Genomic DNA, 20,037 nt, shown 5'->3' with positions numbered 1-20,037 from the left:
AAGCGATTTCTGCGCCTTTCGTCGCAGGCCCGCCCCGCTTACATTTGCCTGAATCTGGCGTCAAAGGGTCGCCGCATGTCCAATATGACCGTTGCCACTGGCCGCCGCTCCCGCTGGGGCCTTTTCATCGCCCCCGTTCTCGTCCTGGTCCTCGCCGTCGGCTGGACCTGCTTCTGGTTCTATGCGGCGTGGCAGGCCGAAATCGTCGCCGACGCCTGGCGAGCGCAGGAGGCCAAGGCCGGCCGCATCTATGATTGTGCCAAGCGCTCGATCGCCGGCTTCCCGTTCCGCTTCGAGGTCCAGTGCTCCGGCGCCAGCGTCGCCCTGGTCTCGCAGAACGCGAGCAAGACGCCGTTCACGGCCAAGCTCGACAACATCCTGGTCGTGGCCCAGGTCTACGACCCCAAGCGCATCATCGCCGAATTCGCAGCGCCCGCCACGCTGATCGACGGCATTACGCAAAACACCTTCACCGTGAATTGGAGCAAGGGCCGCGCCAGTGTGGCGGGTCTGCCGGCTGTGCCGGATCGCGCTTCCATCGTGTTCGACGACCCCAGCCTCAACCGTCTCGATGGCAGCGTGCAGGTGCCGCTTGCGCGCGCCAAGCAGGTTGAGCTGCACGGGCGCCTTGCCGATGGCTCGCCGGCCGATCATCCGGTGATCGAGACCGTGCTCCATGTCGCGCAGGGCAGCATCCAGGGCGTGCATCCGCTGCTCGCCGAGCCGTTCGAGGCGGACACCCGCGCCAAGATCACCGGCCTCTCCGACCTCACGCCCAAACCGTGGCCGCAGCGCTTCCGCGAGATCCAGGCCGCCGGCGGTCACATCGAGATCGTGCAGTCGCGCATTCAACAGGGCGAGATGATCGCGGTCGCGGCCGGCACGCTCGGCCTGTCGCCCAACGGCCGGCTCGACGGCGAATTGCAGATGACGGTGACCGGCCTCGAGCGCGTGATCCCGGCGCTCGGCATCGAGAAGATGCTGGAGGAGGGCGTACCGCAGGCAACGCTCGATCGCCTCGCGCCCGGCGTGAAGTCGCAGGACCTGAATAATCTGTTCGGCGCGCTCGACCGCGCCGTGCCGGGCCTCGGCAAGGTCATCAAGCAGAACGCCAATGCCGGCGTTGCCGCCGGCATCAATTCGATCGGTACCGAGAGCACGCTGGAAGGCAAGAAAGCGCGGAGCTTCCCGCTGAAATTCGTCGACGGTGCCGTGCTGCTCGGCCCGGTCAAGGTCGGTCAGATCCCGCCGCTGTATTAGTTGGCTCCCGTAGCCCGGATGGAGCGCAGCGCAATCCGGGGTTCTTGATCACAGCTGGCACTGTCCCGGATTACGCTTGTGCTCCATCCGGGCTACGCAGCTTTGTCCGGGCTACAGGCTCACGGCTTCTTCAGCGCCGCATGCGGCCGTCCGAAATCGGGCGCGGCGGAATCCTGGCCGATCTCGACGATGCCGCGGCGGATGGCGCGGGTGCGGGTGAAGTGGTCGAACAGCGCCTCCCCGTCGCCGCGGCGGATCGCGCGGGTGAGCTTTGCCAGATCCTCGGTGAAGGTGCCGAGCATCTCCAGCACGGCCTCCTTGTTGGCGAGGAAGACGTCGCGCCACATCGTCGGATCGGACGCCGCAATGCGGGTGAAATCGCGAAAACCGCCGGCGGAGAATTTGATCACCTCGGATTCCGTCACCTGCGCCAATTCGTCGGCGGTGCCGACGATGGTGTAGGCGATCAGATGCGGCAGGTGGCTGGTGATGGCGAGCACGAGGTCGTGATGATCCGGCGTCATCACCTCGACCTTGGCGCCCATCGCCGCCCAGAACGCGCGCAGGTGATCGGTCGCCGCTGCGTCGCTGCCATCAGGCGGGGTCAGGATGCACCAGCGGTTGATGAAGAGCTCGGCAAAGCCCGAATCCGGGCCGGAATGCTCGGTGCCCGCCACCGGATGCGCCGGCACGAAATGAATGCCGCCCGGCAGATGCGGGGCCATGTCGCGGACCACAGCGCCCTTGACCGAGCCGACGTCGGAGACGATCGCACCCGGCTTGAGATGCGGCGCGATCTCCTGCGCTACGGGTCCGCAGGCGCCGACGGGAATGCAGAGGATGACGAGATCGGCATCCCTCACGGCCTCCGCATTGGTCGCCACCACCTGATCGACGATGCCGAGCTCGGCGACACGCGCGCGTGTCTTCTCCGAGCGTGCGGTGGTGACGATTTCACCGGCAAGCCCCTGGAGCTTCGCAGCGCGGGCGATCGAGCCGCCGATCAGGCCGAAGCCGATCAGCGCCACGCGCTGGAAGTGCGCCTGCGCGCTCATTTGCCGCCCATGAAGTCGCGCAAGCCTTCGACGACGAGGCGGTTGGCCTCCTCGGTGCCGATGGTCATGCGTAGCGCATGCGGCAGGCCGTAATTCTTCAAGCCGCGCAGCACGAGCCCCCGCCTGGTCAGGAAGGCATCGGCGTCATCGGCGGTCCTGCCCTTATCGGTCGGGAAGTGGATCAGCACGAAATTGGCGACGCTCGGCGTCACCTTCAGCCCGAGCTTGCCGATCTCCTCGGTGAGCCAGTTGCGCCAGGTCTCGGTGAACTGCTTCGACATCGCCTGATGCGCGGTATCCTCGATCGCGGCGACCGCGGCATACATCGCCGGCGTCGACACGTTGAAGGGACCGCGGATGCGATTGACCGCGTCGATGACGTGCTCGGGCCCGAACATCCAGCCGATGCGCAGCGCGGCAAGACCGTGGATCTTGGAGAAGGTGTGCGTCACCACCGTGTTCTCGGTGGTGGCGACGAGCTCGATTCCCATCTCATAGTCGTTGCGCGAGACGTAGTCGCAATAGGCGGCGTCCAGCACCAGCAGCACGTGCGAGGGCAGGCCGGCGCGCAGCCGCTTGACCTCGTCGAACGGAAGATAGGTGCCGGTCGGGTTGTTGGGGTTGGCGAGCCAGACCAGCTTCGTCTTCGGCGTCACGGCCTTCAGGATGGCGTCGACGTCGGCGGTGAGGTTGGTCTCCTGGGCGATGACGTTCCTGGCGCCGACCGCCATCGTCGCGATCGGGTAGACAAGGAAGCCGTGCGTGGTCGAGATCGCCTCGTCGCCCTGGCTGAGATAGGTGTGCGCGAGCAGATTGAGGATCTCGTCCGAGCCGGCGCCGCAGATGATGCGGTTGGGATCGAGCCCGAACGAGCGGCCGATCGCCTCGCGCAGCACGCGCGAGGTGCCTTCCGGATAGTCCTCCAGATGATCTGCCACGCGCTTGAAGGCTTCGATCGCCTTGGGCGAGGGCCCGAACGGCGTCTCGTTGGCCGAGAGCTTGAACACCTTGCGGCCCGGCTCCGGCACCGGGCTCTTGCCGGGCGTGTAGGGCGCAATATCGAGAATGCCGGGATTCGGCACGGGGCGGGACATCTTGGACTCCGGATAGGCTGGGCTGCTCGCGATTTTACGATTTCGGCCCGGTCGGGGGCACCGTATAGCGCGTTGCGTGGCTGCCGACGAGGGCCACGGAGCGCACCGAGGCCCCCGCCTCGATCAGGGCAGCCCTGATCTTGTCGATGCTGGTCGCGCCGGTGACCGAGACCAGCAGCGCCGCGCCGTCGAAGGCGGTATCGGGCACGGCCACGATCTCGGCGAGCGGCGACAGCGCGCGGGCGACCTCGGCGTTCCATCCGGAGACGCGCACGCTGAACGTCTCGACCTCCGTCACCAGGGCGCTGTCCGCAACGCGCGAGATCGCGAACACCGGCAAGGCGGCCGGATGGTCGGCGCGCTCGATGAAAGGCATCCGTGCGATGATCTTCGGTGCGCCGTCCGCTTCCAGCTCCAGCCACCATGGCGTGCGGCTCGAGGTCGCCGAGACCATTGCCAGATCACCCTTGGATTTCGCTACCGCCTCGACCGCGGCCTGTGCGCTGAAATGCGCGACGTAAGGCACTGTGAAGCCGAAATTGAAGCGCACGGAATCGCGCATCGCCGCCTCGCTGGCCGAGATGTCGGCATGCACCGAGAACGGCGCCTGTACGTAAGTGAAGGTCGAGATGATGACGCGCCAGATGCTCTCGACCGTGTCGAGCGGCAGGATGCCGCGATGACGCTGCACGATCTCGCGCATCATGGCAGCCTCGCGCGCGGGACGGAACGCCGAGCCGACCTCCTGGGTCTGCTTCACCTGGATCAGGCGATCGATGATCTCGCCGCGCTGCATGAGGAGGCGATGCATGCCCTCGTCGATCGCGTCGATCTCCTTGCGCAGTTCCTGCAGCGATGGTGGCGCGGGCGGACGTTGGGACATGTCTGGTCGTCGATCGTTCCGGTGGGGGATATCCTGATTAGGCAGTCGGGGCGGCGAAAGCAAAGAGAAATGACGTGCTTTGCGGGCGTCGCGGCAGAGGCGAATTGGGCCGATCCGGGCCGCGACTTGACGAAAACCGCCCAAGACGGTAGCTTTTGCCCGTTCCGTGGTCATTTGAGCCGGCCGGCTTGCAGCCACGTTAAAAAACTCGCTAAACAGGCCGGGGACGCTTCCGATCCCGGCCGAACCTATCGTTCAGGCCGGGTTTTTCATGGCCTGATGTCAGCGGCGCGGTCGAGCAGCCAGTCGCAAACGAGGTCGATGTCCGAGATGGGTAGCGTCAAGTCGATACCGAGTCCTGCGATCAGCGCCGATGAGCGATCGCACGAGGTGGATCATCCAAGCTCGCTGGTTGCGCATTTCGGCACCGAGCAGCCGCTGCGGCTCGATTGCGGCGTCGATCTCACCCCGTTCCAGATCGCCTACCAGACCTATGGCGAGCTCAATGCCGATCGCTCCAATGCGGTGCTGATCTGCCATGCGCTGACCGGCGACCAGCATGTCGCCAACGTACATCCCGTCACCGGCAAGCCGGGCTGGTGGGAGACGCTGGTCGGTCCCGGCCGACCCATCGATCCCAAGCACTACTTCATCATCTGCTCCAACGTGATCGGCGGCTGTATGGGCTCGACCGGGCCGGCGTCGATCAATCCCGCCACCGGCAAGGTCTGGGGCCTGGACTTCCCCGTCATCACCATTCCGGACATGGTGCGCGCGCAGGCGATGCTGATCGACCGGCTCGGCATCGACACGCTGTTTGCGGTCGTCGGCGGCTCGATGGGCGGCATGCAGGTGCTGCAATGGACCGCCGCCTATCCGGAGCGCGTGTACTCTGCGCTGGCGATCGCCTGCGCGACGCGGCACTCGGCGCAGAACATCGCCTTCCACGAGCTCGGCCGCCAGGCCGTGATGGCCGACCCCGACTGGCACGGTGGCGGCTATGCCGATCGCGGCATCCATCCGCATCGCGGGCTCGCGGTGGCGCGGATGGCGGCGCATATCACCTATCTCTCGGATGCGGCGCTGCACCGCAAGTTCGGCCGGCGTATGCAGGACCGCGAGCTGCCGACCTTCTCGTTCGACGCCGATTTCCAGGTCGAATCCTATCTGCGTTACCAGGGCTCGTCCTTCGTCGAGCGCTTCGACGCCAATTCCTATCTCTACCTGACGCGGGCGATGGACTATTTCGACATCGCCGCCGACCATGGCGGCGTGCTGGCCAAGGCCTTCGCCGACATCAAGACGCGCTTCTGCGTGGTCTCCTTCACCAGCGACTGGCTGTTCCCGACCTCGGAATCGCGCGCGCTGGTGCACGCGCTGAACGCTTCGAGCGCGCGGGTGTCGTTCGCCGAGATCGAGACCGATCGCGGCCACGACGCCTTCCTGCTCGACGTGCCCGAATTCTTCGACATCTCCCGGGCCTTCCTGCAATCGGCAGGCAAGGCCCGCGGGCTCAACCTCGAGGACCGTTAGCGATGTCCGTGCAGGAAGTGTTGCCGCTGGACGGCGTTGCCGCCAGGCCATCCGGTGATTATCGCGCCGATCATCGGCTGGTCGCCGAAATGGTCAAGCCGGGCTCGAAAGTGCTCGACGTCGGCTGCGGCGACGGCGATCTGCTTCAGCTGCTGGAGACCCGCGGCATCGACGGCCGCGGCATCGAATTGTCGCGCGAGGGCGTCAACCGCTGCGTCGCCAAGGGGCTCGCGGTGGTGCAGGGCGATGCCGACACCGATCTCGTCAATTATCCCGACGATGCCTTCGACTACGTGATCCTGTCGCAGACGCTGCAGGCGACGCGGCAGCCGAAGGTCGTGCTGGAGAACCTGCTGCGCATCGGCCGCCGCGCCATCGTCTCGTTCCCGAATTTCGGCTTCTGGAAGATGCGGCTCCAGCTCCTGATCGGCGGCCACATGCCGCGCACGGAGAATCTGCCGGCGACCTGGTACGACACCGCCAACATCCATTTCTGCACCATCAAGGATTTCGTGCAGCTCTGCGACGAGATCAACGTCAAGATGGAGCGCTCGGTCGCGCTCGATCTCTACGGCCGCCCGGTGCCGCTGAACCTGCCCTGGTGGGTGTGGAACATGTTCGGCGAGCAGGCGGTGTTCTTGCTGAGCCGCGGCGGGGGGAAGTAGTTTCTTTCCGTCATTCCGGGGCGATGCGAAGCATCGAGCCCGGAATCCATCGTCCAACAGCGCCTGCAGCCCGATGGATTCCGGGCCTGCGCCTTCGGCGCATCCCGGAATGACAGCTAGTGGGAAACCAGCGACCGCGGGTCCCGCACCGGCCAACGTCCTGCTTCCACCAGCGTCACGAACCGCTCGACACTCTCGTTGAACAGCGCGGGCTCCTCGAGGTTCAGCACGTGGCCGGACTTCGGAAACATCGCGAGCCCCGCCGCGGGCAGGTGCTTCTTCAGGAACAGGCTGGCGCCCACGCAGGGCTCGTCCTCGTCGCCGCAGATGATCAGCGCGGGTGTTGCCGCGCCTCTGATCGCGTCCGTCATCGTGTAGATCGAGGGACGGCCGCCCTGGAATCCGCGCATGGTGCGCGCCGATCCCTTGGCATCGTGCCGCGCCAGTGCGGCGTAGAAATCGGCATGCCCGCGTGGATCCTTCACCAGGAACGGAATCCGGCTCGGCGCCTCGCGCGTGACTTTCGCGACCTCCACCGATCCCAGCGTCTCGAACTGCTCGGCATTGGCGCGGCACTGCGTGCGCCAGGTCTCCAGGTTCTCGAGCTCCGAGCCGGAGCCGACGCCGGCCAGCGTCATCGACAGTGCGCGCTGCGGCGCGTTCAACCCGATCTGCAACGAGGAATAGGCGCCCATCGAAAGACCGACGAGATGCGCGCGCTCGATGCCGAGATGATCGAGCACCGCAAGCGCATCGGTGTAGAAATGCGTGTAGGTGTAGACCTCGCCGTCAGGCACGTCCGACGGCGTGTAGCCGCGCGCCGAATAGGTGATGCAGCGATGGCCACGCGAGAAGTAGCGCATCTGCGGCTCCCAATTGGTGTAGTCGGCCGCGAACTCGTGCAGAAAAAGTATCGGCGTTCCCTGGCCCGCCTCCTCGAAATAGATGCGGACGCCGTCCCTGGTCGTGGCGTGGGGCATTAACCGTTTCCCTCTGTTTCAAGCCGTGTTCGAGGATCGCAGTTAATTCTGTTGTCGGCAATGCGGCAGCAGCGCCGAGCACAAACACAAAATCATTGCAGCCATTCGCGGGCGTTGCGTCTTTTTCTCGCCACATCGGGCGGCTTAACGGCCAAACGGATGTCGGCCATTGCACGGGCCGGCGGGAAGTGGGGGTGTCAAGAAGGATGAAGAATGTTCGAGTTGTTTGCGTCTCGCCTGTCGCGTTGTGTTGTCGCGCTGGCGCTGTTCTTCGCGGCGTTCGCCGTGTTCGTTTCTCCGGCCTCGGCACGGCCGTATCATCGTCATAGCGCAGAGCGGCACGGTTACGTGCATCACGCCAGACATCATCACCACCGTCACTATCGCCATCATGCCCGCAGTTCGCGCTTCGAGCGCAGCGCGGCGCAATTGCAGGCAAGCGGCTTCGCCGACACCCAGGCGAGCTATGATCCGAATGCCAATGCCAGCGGTGCCGGCATGAACGGAGGCTTCAGCGGAGGATCGGGTCTCGTCTCCGAGGCGCGCCGCCATATCGGCGGCAATCCGACCGGGCGCGGCCGCCTGTGGTGCGCGCGCTTCATGAACATGGTGCTGGAGCATACCGGCCATCGGGGCACCGGCTCCGACATGGCGAGCTCGTTCGCGCGCTACGGCACGCGCATCTCCGGACCGCAGGTCGGTGCCATCGCCGTGATGTCGCGCGGCCGCCGCGGCGGTCATGTCGGCATCATCACCGGCATCGACGCGCAGGGTAATCCGATCATGATCTCCGGCAACAACGGCAACCGAGTCCGCGAAGCCCCGGTCTCGCGCGGCAAGATCTATGCGTATGTGATGCCGAACTGAGCCTCGTCATTGCGAGGAGCGCTTGCGACGAAGCAATCCAGACTGTTTCCGCAGATGCATTCCTGGATTGCTTCGCTGCGCTCGCAATGACGGAGTATGTTGAGACGGCGTTGGCTCACAGCAGCTTCGGCTCTTCCACCGCCACCACATCGCCGACGCCGACGTCACCGTCGGCGATCACCTCGGCATAGATGCCGCAGTCCATATGGCCGAGATGGCGCGAGAGCGTGGGCGGGATTTCGAGATCGCGCTTGGCGGTCTCGGGGTCGACATTGGTGGCCGGGCAGCGGACGATGCGCTTGATCACGTTCAGTCTGGCCTGCCCGATCGCGAGCGTCTGGCCGACGAGGTCGAGCTCCGACCAGGCCGGCCAGCCTTTCACGTAGAGATTGGCGCGGAAGCGCAGCGGATGCACGGCGACGCCGCCGAGCATGGTCTCGATGGCGCGGACGCTGTCGAGATTGATGATGGAGACGACCTTGCGGGCGACGTCGGAGAAGCTGTGGTCGCGGCCGGAGAGAATTTTGGGCGGGCCCTTCAACTCGGGCTGAAAGTTCTCCGTGAAATAGGCCTCGATGGCGGCGCGCCCGGCGGCGGTCTCGAGATCGCCGCTGGCGACGATCTGGCCGTCCTTGCGGATGGTCAGCACGTTGGTTTCGTCGTCGAACCGGCTGTCGAGCTCGGCCAGCCGCTCATTGCGCGCCAGCATCAGGAACTGGATTTTCGGCTTCCATTCGGGCGCCTCGGGGTCGAACCCGCTCGGGCCGTTCTCGATGGCGTAGCGGCGGTCGGCCGGCAGGGTCTGGCCGACCCGCAAAGGAACGTGCGACAGGCGCTCCGGCGTCAGGCCCTTGATCGGGTAGCGGTAGAGGCCGGTGATCTCGGCGGTATGGCTGACTGTCATGCCGCTACTTAAGGGATTCGGCCCGCCACCGCCAAGCCCGCCCGTCCGCGCACGAAATTGTGAAGTAGCCTCTTTCGCATCCGCAACCTGCTTCCCACATCTGGCCCAGGCCGGCGGCAACGCCGGCAAAAGACGACCGTTACCGGTTGAGAAACGTCAATGCGGTAATTGGAAACCCAATGAAGATGCCGTTTGGGGTGCCTTAGAGGGCCCCGAGGGCAGGCCGAGGGACAGAAAAGATGAATATCGAGAAGTATACCGAACGCTCCAGGGGCTTCATCCAGTCCGCGCAGTCGCTCGCCATGCGCGAGGGGCACCAGCAGTTCTCAACCCTGCATGTGCTGAAGGTCCTCTTGGACGACAATGAGGGGCTCGCCGCCGGTCTGATCGACCGCGCTGGCGGCAATTCCCGCGCAATCCTGAAGGCGACCGAGGACGCCCTCAACAAGGTGCCGAAGGTCTCCGGCGGCGGTGCCGGGCAGATCTATCTCGCGCCCGAGCTGGCCCGCACTTTCGATGCGGCCGAAAAGGCCGGCGAGAAGGCCGGCGACAGCTTCGTCACGGTCGAACGGCTTTTGCTCGGGCTCACGCTGGAGAAGACCAGCGAGGCCGGCACCATCCTGAGCAAAGGCGGCGTCACGCCGCAAAACCTCAACGCGGCGATCGAGGCGCTGCGCAAGGGCCGCACGGCCGACAGCGCGACCGCTGAGAACGCTTATGATGCCCTGAAGAAGTATGCCCGCGACCTCACCCAGGCTGCGCGCGACGGCAAGCTCGATCCGGTCATCGGCCGCGACGAGGAGATCCGCCGCACGATTCAAGTGCTCTCGCGCAGGACCAAGAACAATCCCGTCCTGATCGGCGAGCCCGGCGTCGGCAAGACCGCCATCGCCGAAGGCCTCGCGCTGCGCATCGTCAACGGCGACGTGCCGGAGAGCCTCAAGGACAAGAAGCTGCTCTCGCTCGACCTCGGCGCACTGATCGCAGGCGCGAAATACCGCGGCGAGTTCGAGGAGCGGCTGAAGGCCGTGCTGCAGGAAGTGACCGGCAGCGAGGGCACATTCATCCTGTTCATCGACGAGATGCACACGCTGATCGGCGCCGGCAAGGGCGACGGCGCGATGGACGCCTCCAACCTGCTCAAGCCGGCGCTCGCGCGCGGCGAGCTGCACTGCATTGGCGCGACCACGCTCGACGAGTACCAGAAGCATGTCGAGAAGGACGCCGCGCTGGCGCGGCGATTCCAGCCGATCTTCGTCAGCGAGCCCTCGGTCGAGGACACCATCTCGATCCTGCGCGGCTTGAAGGACAAGTATGAGCAGCATCACGGCGTGCGGATCACCGATTCCGCGCTTGTTGCGGCGACGACGCTGTCCAACCGCTACATCACCGACCGCTTCCTGCCCGACAAGGCGATCGACCTCATGGACGAGGCCGCGGCGCGGCTGAAGATGCAGGTCGATTCCAAGCCGGAAGAGCTGGATTCGCTCGACCGCGAGATCATCCGGCTCAAGATCGAGCAGGAGGCGCTGAAGAAGGAAAGCGATGTCGGCTCCAAGTCGCGGCTCCAGACCCTGGAGAAGGACCTGGCCGAGCTCGAGGAGAAGTCGGCGGCGCTGACGGCGCGCTGGAGCGCGGAGAAGAACAAGCTCTCCGACGCCCAGAAGCTGAAGGCCGAGCTCGACGGCTTGCGTGTCGAGCTCGCCAATGCGCAGCGGCGCGGCGAATTCCAGAAGGCCGGCGAGCTGGCCTATGGACGGATCCCGCAGCTCGAGAAGCAGCTCGCGGACATCGAGGCTAAAGAGAATTCCGGCGAGATGATGGAGGAGGCTGTTACCGCCAACCACATCGCGCAGGTGGTCTCGCGCTGGACCGGCGTGCCCGTCGACAAGATGCTGGAGGGAGAGAAAGAGAAGCTCCTGAAGATGGAGGAGCAGCTCGGCAAGCGCGTCGTCGGCCAGGCCGAGGCCGTGCGTGCGGTCGCAACCGCCGTGCGCCGCTCGCGTGCGGGCTTGCAGGACCCGAACCGCCCCACCGGCTCGTTCATGTTCTTAGGTCCCACCGGCGTCGGCAAGACCGAGCTGACCAAGGCTCTCGCGGAGTACCTGTTCAACGACGAGACGGCGATGGTCCGCCTCGACATGTCCGAATATATGGAGAAGCACTCGGTCTCGCGGCTGATCGGCGCGCCTCCGGGCTATGTCGGCTATGACGAGGGCGGCGCGCTCACCGAGGCGGTGCGGCGCCGACCCTACCAGGTGGTGCTGTTCGACGAGATCGAGAAGGCGCATCCTGATGTCTTCAACGTGCTGTTGCAGGTGCTCGACGACGGCCGCCTGACCGACGGCCAGGGCCGCACCGTCGACTTCCGCAACACGCTGATCATCATGACCTCGAACCTTGGTTCGGAATATCTGGTGAACCAGCCGGAGGGCGAGGACACCTCGGCCGTGCGCGAGCAGGTGATGGGAATGGTGCGGGCGCACTTCCGCCCCGAATTCCTAAACCGCGTCGACGAGATCATCCTGTTCCACCGCCTGCAGCGGAGCGAGATGGGCCGGATCGTCGAGATCCAGTTCGCGCGCCTGCAGAAGCTCCTGACCGATCGCAAGATCGTGCTGAGCCTCGATGCCGCCGGCCGCGACTGGCTGGCTGCCAAGGGCTGGGATCCCGCCTACGGCGCACGGCCCTTGAAGCGGGTGATCCAGCGCTACCTCCAGGACCCGCTCGCCGAGATGATCCTCGCCGGCGACGTCAGGGACGGCGACAATGTCGCGATCTCGTCCGAAGGCAACGTGCTGACCTTCAACGGCAAGGCGCCGCAGACCGCCGAGATCACCCAGTTCGAGGCGCCGGTGGCGAAGCGGAAGCTGAACTGATGAAATACACGCCCTCCGCGCCAAACTCGCGGAGGGCGTTTTCAATCCGCTAAGAACGCGTCCACCACTGCCTGATCGCGGTCGTAGACCCAGCATTCGCTCAGCAGGCCTTCACGCACGGCATAGACCAGCAACCGTTCCAGTTCAGCCGTGCGACCGTCCCGGCTGAATGATTCCCGTGCGAGAATGGCGCCGCGCCGCGGCCCGGCCATCACGTCATCTATGGCGAGAAGTTTTCGGTTGGAGCGGCGTGCGACCTCGGCCAGAGTGGCAAGCGCGGCCGCCTTGCCGCGGTGAGTGCCGGCGAGCGGATTATGGCCGGCATAGTGCAGCATGAATTCATCGTGGTAGCTGGCGGCGATCGCGGCGCGGTCACCGGCCTGCCAGGCGGTCGCGTAGCGCGTGACGGCGGCGCGGATCGCGGCGATTTGTGCGGCGTCATCTACCAGAACTCTGTCCATCGATATGATCTCCCGGGTCATCGGCAGCGCTGTGCCGGTGCGCTATGATGAGGCATGACCTCGCCTTCCGGCTTTCAGGAACTGGCTATCAGCACGCCGCCCAGCGGCGGACCAAAGAGGGCGCGGATGCTCGATTGGGACGCGCGGGTGCTCTATCTCGGTCCAGCCTTCGGGCTGACGCCCCACCGCAATGCCACCGGCGTGCTGGCCGTCGCGCTTGACGGGGCGATAGGCGTAGCTAACGATCCGAGGGCGCGCTCACCGTCTTATCGCGAGACCCGCAGCGTGCTGATCATGCCCAACAGTCTGCACCATCTCCGCACCGATGCTGGACGGATGGCCTTCCTCTATGTCGATCCCCTCGGCCGCGATATCGAGGCGCTTCGCTCACGAATGAAGGAGGTCGAATCGAGGGCCGCGTTCGACATGATCGACGAGAGGTCGGTCGTCGCGCTGTTCGGCGCCATCGCGGAGCGACGCCTCGCATCTGAGGACGCGCAGCAAGCAGCCCGCGATATGCTTGGGATCGGATCAAGTCCGCAGCCAGATGCAAGAATTGCCGCCGCCATCGAGCGGATGCGCGAGCAGCCCAGCGGTTCGCACACCCTTGCTGAACTCGGCCGCAGGGCCGGACTTTCTCCCTCGCGCTTCCTGCATCTTTTCAAGGACGTCACGGGTGTGCCGCTCCGCCGCTACCGGATCTGGTCCCGGATCGGCGCTGCCGCGCGGGCGGTCGCACAAGGCCAATCGCTGACCGAGGCCGCGCATGACGCGGGCTTTTCCAGCTCCGCGCATTTCAGCACGGCCTTCCGCGACATGTTCGGTATGATGCCGTCGGAATTGTTCGCACGGGTGCGTGCGGGTTAACGTCTTCAACGTGCTGTTGCAGGCGCTCGGCGACGGCCCGCTGGCCGAGGGCCAGGGCCGTACCGTCGATTCCGCGACATGCTGATCATCATGGCCTCGAACCTCGGTCCGAGTATCTCGTGAACCAGCCGGAGGGTGAGGATCTGAAATGAAATCCGCCCCGGAGGTCACCTCTCCGGGGCGTCTTGTTTTGCTGTCTCGCCAAATTTAGTTGCCGGCCGCCGGGGCGGAGCGCGGCTCGACGCCGTCCTCCTCCTCCTCCTCCTCCAGCTCCGACAAAATATCCACCAGCTCGCGCACCCGGCCCTGCGCCAGCGGGCGCAAATCGTTGATCATCGGCTCGTCGTTGGCGAGCCAGGCCTGGGCCTCAGCAAGCTCCTCGGCGGTCGCGCCGGTTCCGATAATCTGGGCAATGGTGACATCGTCGGCGCGGTCCACGGCTTTGACGACATCGTCGCGTGAGAGGCGCGTCATGGGCGATCCTCCTGCTGGCTTCCGGTCAGCGTCTAAACGGCGAACCGGCGCGCCGGTTCCCGGGGTCGAGCCCGTGCACGCCACTGCTATTTCTTCACCACCTTGTAGATCGCATTCTCGACATCCGAGCTGACGTAGATCGCGCCCGTCGCGCCGACTGCGACGCCGGTGGGGATATGCGTCGGCAAGCCGCCGGGGGCGCCGGTCAGGCCGATCGGGAGATTGGCTGCGATCTCGGTGACCTTGCCGGATTCCGGCACGATCTCGATCAGCCGCTTGGCGCCGACTTCGGCGACGATCAGCTTACCGTCGCCGGTGCGCGCGATGCCTTCTGGCATCTTCAGATCCTTGGCGATCACGGTCTTTTCGCCGGTGCTGTTGATTTTGGAGATGATGCCAGCAAAAGCCTCGGTGACGTAAACCTCGTCGCCGGCCCCGCGGACGAGACCCATCGGACCCTCGAGCGCGCCGATCAGCGTGGTGCGATCCTTGCCGTGCTCGCCGCTCACCTTGACCAGCGACTTGGTGCCGAGCTCGGCTACCAGGATGCTGCCGTCCGCGAGCACGACCGCGTCATGCGGCGCCTTGAAGTCGTGCAGCATGTCGCGCGTCGCGCCGGTCTTGCCGTCGATCACCTGCACGGTGCCGGTGAACCAGCTCGACAGGACCACGTCGTTGCCCTTCGCCGTCGCGCTCATCGGATATTCGAGCGTCGTGCCAGCGGCGTGCATGCGCGCCTTTTCGGTGACCTCGCCGGTCACGCCGTCCACCGTGCGATAGGCGAACAGGTCTGCGACGTGGATCGTGTCCTTGCCGTTCTCCGAGGTGACGCCGATGCCGCCGGGCAAAGCGAGCTTGCCGATGATGATCTGCTTGGCATGACCGGTCGCGGGATCGACCTCCTGGATGCCGTTGTCGGCCATGTTGGAGACGTAGATGCGGTCTTTGTCGTCGATGGCGAGATTGTCCAGCGACGGCTTCAGCTGCGCGACCATGGTCTTGGCGCCCGATTTGGGATCGACCCGGACGAGCTGGCCGAGCGCGGTGTCGATCACGACGAGATTGCCCTTGGAATCGAAGTTCACGGCGGCCGGGATCTTGAAGCCGTCGGTGACGACACTCAGCTCGGCCTTGTCGACGTCGACCCTTGCGACCTGGCCCTTGAACCAGAGCGGACCATAGAGCTTGTCGTCGGGACCGAACTCGAAGCCATTGAGGCCGCCCATCTTCTCCATGATCTGGCGGGGCGGTTTGACGCCCTCGACGTCGATCTCGTAGAGCGCATCGCCGAGGAAAACGGTGGTGGCGTAGAGCCTGCCGTCCTTGCGGAAGGCGAGCGAGTTGATGCCGGGCAGCCCGGACGCGAGCTCCTTGATCGGTCCGTCGCCCTTGCGCGCATAGAGATCGCCGGCGAGGAAGCCGGTCCAGGCCATGGTGCCGTCGGGCGCGAATGCAATGTCGTCGGCCATCCCCACCGGTGCCGGGATTGCAACCTTGGCGCTGCCGCCGGCAATGTCGACCTCGTAGAGCGCAGCGCCCGCGACGCTGCCGGCAAACAAATGGCCGGCCTTGTCGACACCGAGCCCGTGCACGCCGTGGAATGCCGAGCCCGGCACGAGTCTCGTGACCTCCCAGCCGTCGGCCGATGCGCTCGTTGTGGAGAACAGCGCAGCAATCAGGGCTGCGCAGGCGAGCCTGTTTCTCATGGCGTGACCTCCCATTTTTTGGAAAGTATTCGCCCGTCCTGCGGCTTTGGCAAACGAAACTTGACGTTGTGACGCCGCGAAGCGGCCTCGCTGCGCAGCGTACTTGCTTGAAATCCTGTTTGAAAACGCCGGCCGATATCGGCGCGTTGCCGGCTTACCGGTTGGTGACCTGCAGCGGCCCGCCGGTGGCGTCCGACATGCGGGCGATGGCGCCGCCGCGGCCGCTCATCATGCCGTCGAGCCGGTCGCGCTCCTTCTCGAAGCTTGCCAGCATCGGGCCCTCCAGCGAACGGCCACGCGGCAGCTTCACGCGCATCGGGTCGACGAAGCGGCCGTTGACCAGGATCTCGTAATGGACGTGCGGGCCGGTCGACAGGCCGGAGGAGCCGACGAAGCCGATCACCTGGCCCTGCCGCACCTTCTTGCCGGGCTCCATGCCCTTGGCGAAGGCCGACATGTGGCCGTAGGCAGTCTCGTAGCCGTTGGCGTGCTTGATGCGGATGTACTTGCCATAGCCGCCCTCGGGGCCGGCCTTCTCGATCATGCCGTTGCCGGAGGCGAAGATCGGCGTGCCGTAGGAGGTGGACCAGTCGACGCCGGTATGCATCTTCACGTAGCCGAGGATCGGGTGGCGGCGGCCGCCGAAGCCGGAGCGCATGATGGCGTTGTTGACGGGCTTTCTGACCAGGAACTTCTTCGCGCTCTTGCCGGTCTCGTCGTAATAGTCGACGAGGCCGTCGTCGGGGCTCTGGTAGCGGTAGTATTTCTTGGTCTCGCCGCCGACGGTGAGCGAGGCGAACAGCACCTCGTTCTTCTCGGTCGCGGTCACGCCCTCGTCCTCGCCCGCGTAAAACACGTCGAAGGAATCTCCGGGCTGCACCTTGCGCTGGAAATCGACGTCGTAGGAGTAGATCTTGATCATGTCCTCGATGACGGGCATCGGGACCTTGTTGCGCATCGCGGTCTCGTAGATGCTCTGGTAGAGCCGCACGCCGGAGCCGTCATCGTCATCCTCGTCGTCGCTGCTGGCGTTGGCCGCAGTATCGGCGACGGTATTCATGCTGGAGACGTCGACGGCGACGTATTTGCCGAGATCGGACAGCGCCGCGATCGCTTCCACCATCGTGTCGTTTGCAACCACGACGCGATAGGGCTGCAGGCGGGCGCCGGGACTTGCGGGCGCCATCAGGATGCGGAGCTTCTCGCCTTCCTTCAGGCCGCCGTCGCGGCCGCGCGGTCCGAGCGTCGCGGTGATCGCCTTGATCTCGTCGGCATTGGCGCCGAGATCGCGCAGCACGCCGGCGACGCTGTCGCCCTTCTTGACCATGTGGACGCGTTCACCGTTGGGATTGCCGCCGGTGATCTGCTCCTTGGTCTTGGGCAGCAGCGTGACGTTCTCCGGCACCACGCGCGTCTCGAAGCCGGCATAGGGATCGGACGGCGAGGCCTCGGCGGCGTAGGCGGTTCTGATGTCGGAAGGGCCGGTCGCGCCGGAGATGTCGGCAGCCGTGTTGGCGAGCGAGGCGTAGCGCACCCCGCCATTGCCGCGCCAATTGGCGGCATCGCGCACCCGCATCAGGATGTCGTCGAGTGCCACCACCGCGGAAATCTTGGCCTTCGGCAGCACCGGCGACAGGTCCTTGGTGACGAAGGACACTTCCGCGTCGGGCTCGACGGCTTCGGGATTGTTGGGATCGTCGGACGCCGTCTTCGGGTCGGAGCCGACATCGGTCAGCAGGCGCTGGGCGTTGAACGGCGGGATCTTCGCCGACAGATCGCTCGTCGTCATCGACAGATTGCCGGCGATCCGCACGAACGGACGCACCCGCATCACGTCACGGTTGCCGACGCGGGCAACCGTCGAAACGCGCATCACGTTGCGCGAGGCGGTGGATTCGCTCGGCGGCGGCAGGCGATCGCTCTTGTGCAGCGTGGCGGCACGATCGGCGGCGCCGAATGCTCCGCGCAGCGCGCCTTCGACCCGCTCCGGCACCTTGGCGAAGGTCATCTCGCCGTCGAGCGAAGCGAAAACGGCGCCGCCGATCAGGGCTGCGCCGCAGAGTCCGGTCAAAATTGTCCCGCTGAACCATTGCACCGAGACGCGGCGGCGGTCGATCACCGCGGCTTCAGAACCATCGACGGACAGCGGCGGCTCGTGGCCGAGATCGATGATCCCGGTCTCACGCCCGAAAGTGCCGCGTGACGTCCTGTGGTTCAACCCAAGTCCCCCAACTCAACGACCCAAGATGCCCGGTTTCGAACCTGTCCCAGGCTGCCCTCTTGAACGGGGATCGCCGGAGCAGGCAAGCCGCACAACTGTCCGCGCCCAGAAAGCCCCTTGATGGGGCCGGCCGAAATTACGAACAGCTGGACGGGTAAAGCTCTCTCGATGTCTTTCGAATGCCGAAGGAAGGTCGCGTCATTTGCAACATCGCCTTCCTCTGACCCCATGAAAATCGCCGGCAGCCCCCACAGGCGTCCCCGCGATTCAAGCTTGTCTCTTATCAGAACGCCGCGGGATTGTGGCTCAAGTACGGCGCCAAATATGGAAAAAGTTTCCTAAATGCCGGGCCGTAAAGGCCCCCGTCAGATCACGGGCTGAGCTCGGGCGGGGTGGTTCTAGCGGGCGAGGCGGGCGTCCTGGGGGCCGACAGCCCTTGGGACGGCGCGCCCCCAGGGTGGCGGGGGTGCGGAGGAGAGGCCCCCGGGGGAGGCCGCCAGGGAGGGCTCCAAGGCGCCCTCCGGAGCCCGCCGGCGGGCAAACTTTTTTTCAGATTTTTTGCCGGGCGGGCTCGTTCGATGTGCCCGGCGGCTTTCTAAATGGCTGGAATCGTGGGTGTTTTCTCGCTGGTCCGCTGTGCGACGATTTGTTGACGATTGGCGTTGACAGGCCGGAAGGTGGGGCCTATAACCCCAACCACTGAGCGCGGCGCCGCCGGGTCACTGACCAAGGCGAGCGAACGCGCCACTGATGCTCCTCACCTTGTTGAGTGACACAACAGCCGACACCAGTCGGTTGGAGTTCATCCATCGTCGGTAAGGGTGTCGGAACCCTTCCTCTCAGGAAGGTTGAGACCTCCACGGTCTCGGGCTGTTTGACAAGTGAAGATGAAGAAAGAGAAACGTGGACGGCGGAGTCCTTGCGGGTCTCGCTTCCGAGAAGCTTCGGCTTTTCTGATCGAGACCGGACGAAAGACTTCGGCGGTACACGTTTTAAAGGAAACACCATCGTTGCCAGCGATGTGAATCGCGGGCAGCACATCGACTTCGGTCGATAATGGTGGGACCTCGTCAAACGTTGTGATCAGCCGGTTCAAAGTTCAAGTCCAACTTGAGAGTTTGATCCTGGCTCAGAGCGAACGCTGGCGGCAGGCTTAACACATGCAAGTCGAGCGGGCGTAGCAATACGTCAGCGGCAGACGGGTGAGTAACGCGTGGGAACGTACCTTTTGGTTCGGAACAACACAGGGAAACTTGTGCTAATACCGGATAAGCCCTTACGGGGAAAGATTTATCGCCGAAAGATCGGCCCGCGTCTGATTAGCTAGTTGGTGAGGTAATGGCTCACCAAGGCGACGATCAGTAGCTGGTCTGAGAGGATGATCAGCCACATTGGGACTGAGACACGGCCCAAACTCCTACGGGAGGCAGCAGTGGGGAATATTGGACAATGGGGGCAACCCTGATCCAGCCATGCCGCGTGAGTGATGAAGGCCCTAGGGTTGTAAAGCTCTTTTGTGCGGGAAGATAATGACGGTACCGCAAGAATAAGCCCCGGCTAACTTCGTGCCAGCAGCCGCGGTAATACGAAGGGGGCTAGCGTTGCTCGGAATCACTGGGCGTAAAGGGTGCGTAGGCGGGTCTTTAAGTCAGGGGTGAAATCCTGGAGCTCAACTCCAGAACTGCCTTTGATACTGAAGATCTTGAGTCCGGGAGAGGTGAGTGGAACTGCGAGTGTAGAGGTGAAATTCGTAGATATTCGCAAGAACACCAGTGGCGAAGGCGGCTCACTGGCCCGGTACTGACGCTGAGGCACGAAAGCGTGGGGAGCAAACAGGATTAGATACCCTGGTAGTCCACGCCGTAAACGATGAATGCCAGCCGTTAGTGGGTTTACTCACTAGTGGCGCAGCTAACGCTTTAAGCATTCCGCCTGGGGAGTACGGTCGCAAGATTAAAACTCAAAGGAATTGACGGGGGCCCGCACAAGCGGTGGAGCATGTGGTTTAATTCGACGCAACGCGCAGAACCTTACCAGCCCTTGACATGTCCAGGACCGGTCGCAGAGATGTGACCCTCTCTTCGGAGCCTGGAGCACAGGTGCTGCATGGCTGTCGTCAGCTCGTGTCGTGAGATGTTGGGTTAAGTCCCGCAACGAGCGCAACCCCCGTCCTTAGTTGCTACCATTC

15 protein-coding genes, 1 rRNA gene, 1 pseudogene and 1 riboswitch (1 of these 18 cut by a window edge) are annotated in these 20,037 nt (G+C 64.7%); of the genes and pseudogenes, 8 read left to right on the top strand and 9 right to left on the bottom strand.

All coding sequences use genetic code 11. The features are described 5' to 3' along the window. Nucleotides 1-75: 75 nt before the first annotated feature. Nucleotides 76-1,260 carry a DUF2125 domain-containing protein gene (locus I6F31_RS09415; RefSeq protein WP_225128578.1) on the top strand — a complete coding sequence of 395 codons (1,185 nt, stop codon included), beginning with the start codon at nt 76-78 and terminating at the stop codon, nt 1,258-1,260. A 119-nt stretch (nt 1,261-1,379) separates the two neighbouring features. Here I6F31_RS09415 and I6F31_RS09410 read toward each other — a convergent pair whose 3' ends face one another. The 3 genes from I6F31_RS09410 to I6F31_RS09400 are packed head-to-tail and all read right to left on the bottom strand — an operon-like array spanning nt 1,380 to nt 4,292. Next, complete coding sequence (locus tag I6F31_RS09410; RefSeq protein WP_035996931.1) at nt 1,380-2,315, bottom strand: prephenate/arogenate dehydrogenase family protein; 936 nt, start codon at nt 2,313-2,315, stop codon at nt 1,380-1,382. Continuing rightward, nucleotides 2,312-3,409 (bottom strand): histidinol-phosphate transaminase, encoded by a 1,098-nt coding sequence (gene hisC, locus I6F31_RS09405; protein ID WP_225152203.1) that lies wholly within the window; start codon nt 3,407-3,409, stop codon nt 2,312-2,314. Before hisC ends, I6F31_RS09410 begins: the two co-directional genes overlap by 4 nt. A 34-nt stretch (nt 3,410-3,443) precedes the next feature. Further along, a complete protein-coding gene (locus I6F31_RS09400; protein ID WP_036040392.1) occupies nt 3,444-4,292 on the bottom strand; it encodes a chorismate mutase in 849 nt (282 codons plus the stop codon). A gap of 156 nt (nt 4,293-4,448) precedes the next feature. After that, nucleotides 4,449-4,528, top strand: a riboswitch (SAM riboswitch). A 94-nt stretch (nt 4,529-4,622) separates the two neighbouring features. Here I6F31_RS09400 and I6F31_RS09395 point away from each other — a divergent pair. Both I6F31_RS09395 and metW read left to right on the top strand, forming a co-directional pair. Continuing rightward, nucleotides 4,623-5,825 (top strand): homoserine O-acetyltransferase, encoded by a 1,203-nt coding sequence (locus I6F31_RS09395; protein WP_157286853.1) that lies wholly within the window; start codon nt 4,623-4,625, stop codon nt 5,823-5,825. Between the two features lie 2 nt (nt 5,826-5,827). Next, nucleotides 5,828-6,490 (top strand): methionine biosynthesis protein MetW, encoded by a 663-nt coding sequence (gene metW / locus I6F31_RS09390; protein WP_035996939.1) that lies wholly within the window; start codon nt 5,828-5,830, stop codon nt 6,488-6,490. A 116-nt stretch (nt 6,491-6,606) separates the two neighbouring features. Here the strand turns inward: metW and I6F31_RS09385 are convergent, their stop codons facing one another. After that, nucleotides 6,607-7,470: an alpha/beta hydrolase gene (locus I6F31_RS09385; RefSeq protein ID WP_035996943.1), complete on the bottom strand. Its 864-nt coding sequence runs from the start codon at nt 7,468-7,470 to the stop codon at nt 6,607-6,609. Nucleotides 7,471-7,683: 213 nt separating this feature from the next. Between I6F31_RS09385 and I6F31_RS09380 the strand changes: the two genes are divergently transcribed. Further along, nucleotides 7,684-8,337, top strand: a complete 654-nt coding sequence (locus I6F31_RS09380) for a TIGR02594 family protein (protein WP_109142255.1) — start codon at nt 7,684-7,686, stop codon at nt 8,335-8,337. A 115-nt stretch (nt 8,338-8,452) separates the two neighbouring features. Here the strand turns inward: I6F31_RS09380 and I6F31_RS09375 are convergent, their stop codons facing one another. Beyond that, nucleotides 8,453-9,241 carry an MOSC domain-containing protein gene (locus I6F31_RS09375; RefSeq protein WP_225185304.1) on the bottom strand — a complete coding sequence of 263 codons (789 nt, stop codon included), beginning with the start codon at nt 9,239-9,241 and terminating at the stop codon, nt 8,453-8,455. A gap of 239 nt (nt 9,242-9,480) precedes the next feature. Here I6F31_RS09375 and clpB point away from each other — a divergent pair, with 239 nt between their 5' ends. After that, nucleotides 9,481-12,120 carry an ATP-dependent chaperone ClpB gene (gene clpB / locus I6F31_RS09370; RefSeq protein ID WP_035996950.1) on the top strand — a complete coding sequence of 880 codons (2,640 nt, stop codon included), beginning with the start codon at nt 9,481-9,483 and terminating at the stop codon, nt 12,118-12,120. A gap of 41 nt (nt 12,121-12,161) precedes the next feature. On the opposite strand, the gene I6F31_RS09365 is transcribed toward clpB, so the two are convergent. Continuing rightward, complete coding sequence (locus I6F31_RS09365) at nt 12,162-12,581, bottom strand: nuclear transport factor 2 family protein (protein WP_225147388.1); 420 nt, start codon at nt 12,579-12,581, stop codon at nt 12,162-12,164. 54 nt (nt 12,582-12,635) lie between these two features. Here I6F31_RS09365 and I6F31_RS36675 point away from each other — a divergent pair, with 54 nt between their 5' ends. Together I6F31_RS36675 and I6F31_RS09355 are read left to right on the top strand one after the other, a co-directional pair. Then, a complete protein-coding gene (locus I6F31_RS36675) occupies nt 12,636-13,448 on the top strand; it encodes an AraC family transcriptional regulator (RefSeq protein ID WP_346656478.1) in 813 nt (270 codons plus the stop codon). Beyond that, nucleotides 13,447-13,591, top strand: a pseudogene (locus tag I6F31_RS09355) (AAA family ATPase); the annotation flags it as partial. The gene I6F31_RS36675 and the pseudogene I6F31_RS09355, both read left to right, overlap by 2 nt. A gap of 64 nt (nt 13,592-13,655) precedes the next feature. Here the strand turns inward: I6F31_RS09355 and I6F31_RS09350 are convergent. The 3 genes from I6F31_RS09350 to I6F31_RS09340 form a co-directional block, all read right to left on the bottom strand. Further along, nucleotides 13,656-13,922, bottom strand: a complete 267-nt coding sequence (locus tag I6F31_RS09350) for a hypothetical protein (protein WP_225185303.1) — start codon at nt 13,920-13,922, stop codon at nt 13,656-13,658. 86 nt (nt 13,923-14,008) lie between these two features. After that, nucleotides 14,009-15,628 (bottom strand): SMP-30/gluconolactonase/LRE family protein, encoded by a 1,620-nt coding sequence (locus tag I6F31_RS09345; RefSeq protein ID WP_225185302.1) that lies wholly within the window; start codon nt 15,626-15,628, stop codon nt 14,009-14,011. 154 nt (nt 15,629-15,782) lie between these two features. Then, nucleotides 15,783-17,846: a M23 family metallopeptidase gene (locus tag I6F31_RS09340; RefSeq protein ID WP_225140791.1), complete on the bottom strand. Its 2,064-nt coding sequence runs from the start codon at nt 17,844-17,846 to the stop codon at nt 15,783-15,785. 1,109 nt (nt 17,847-18,955) lie between these two features. Between I6F31_RS09340 and I6F31_RS09335 the strand changes: the two genes are divergently transcribed. Next, nucleotides 18,956-20,037, top strand: a 16S ribosomal RNA gene (locus I6F31_RS09335) (it continues 407 nt past the right edge of the window).

This window comes from Bradyrhizobium sp. NBAIM01 (assembly GCF_020194115.1).
Classification (GTDB): domain Bacteria; phylum Pseudomonadota; class Alphaproteobacteria; order Rhizobiales; family Xanthobacteraceae; genus Bradyrhizobium; species Bradyrhizobium yuanmingense.
The sequence above is the reverse complement of the archived record's forward strand: the minus strand, read 5'-3'. Positions and strand labels throughout refer to the sequence as shown.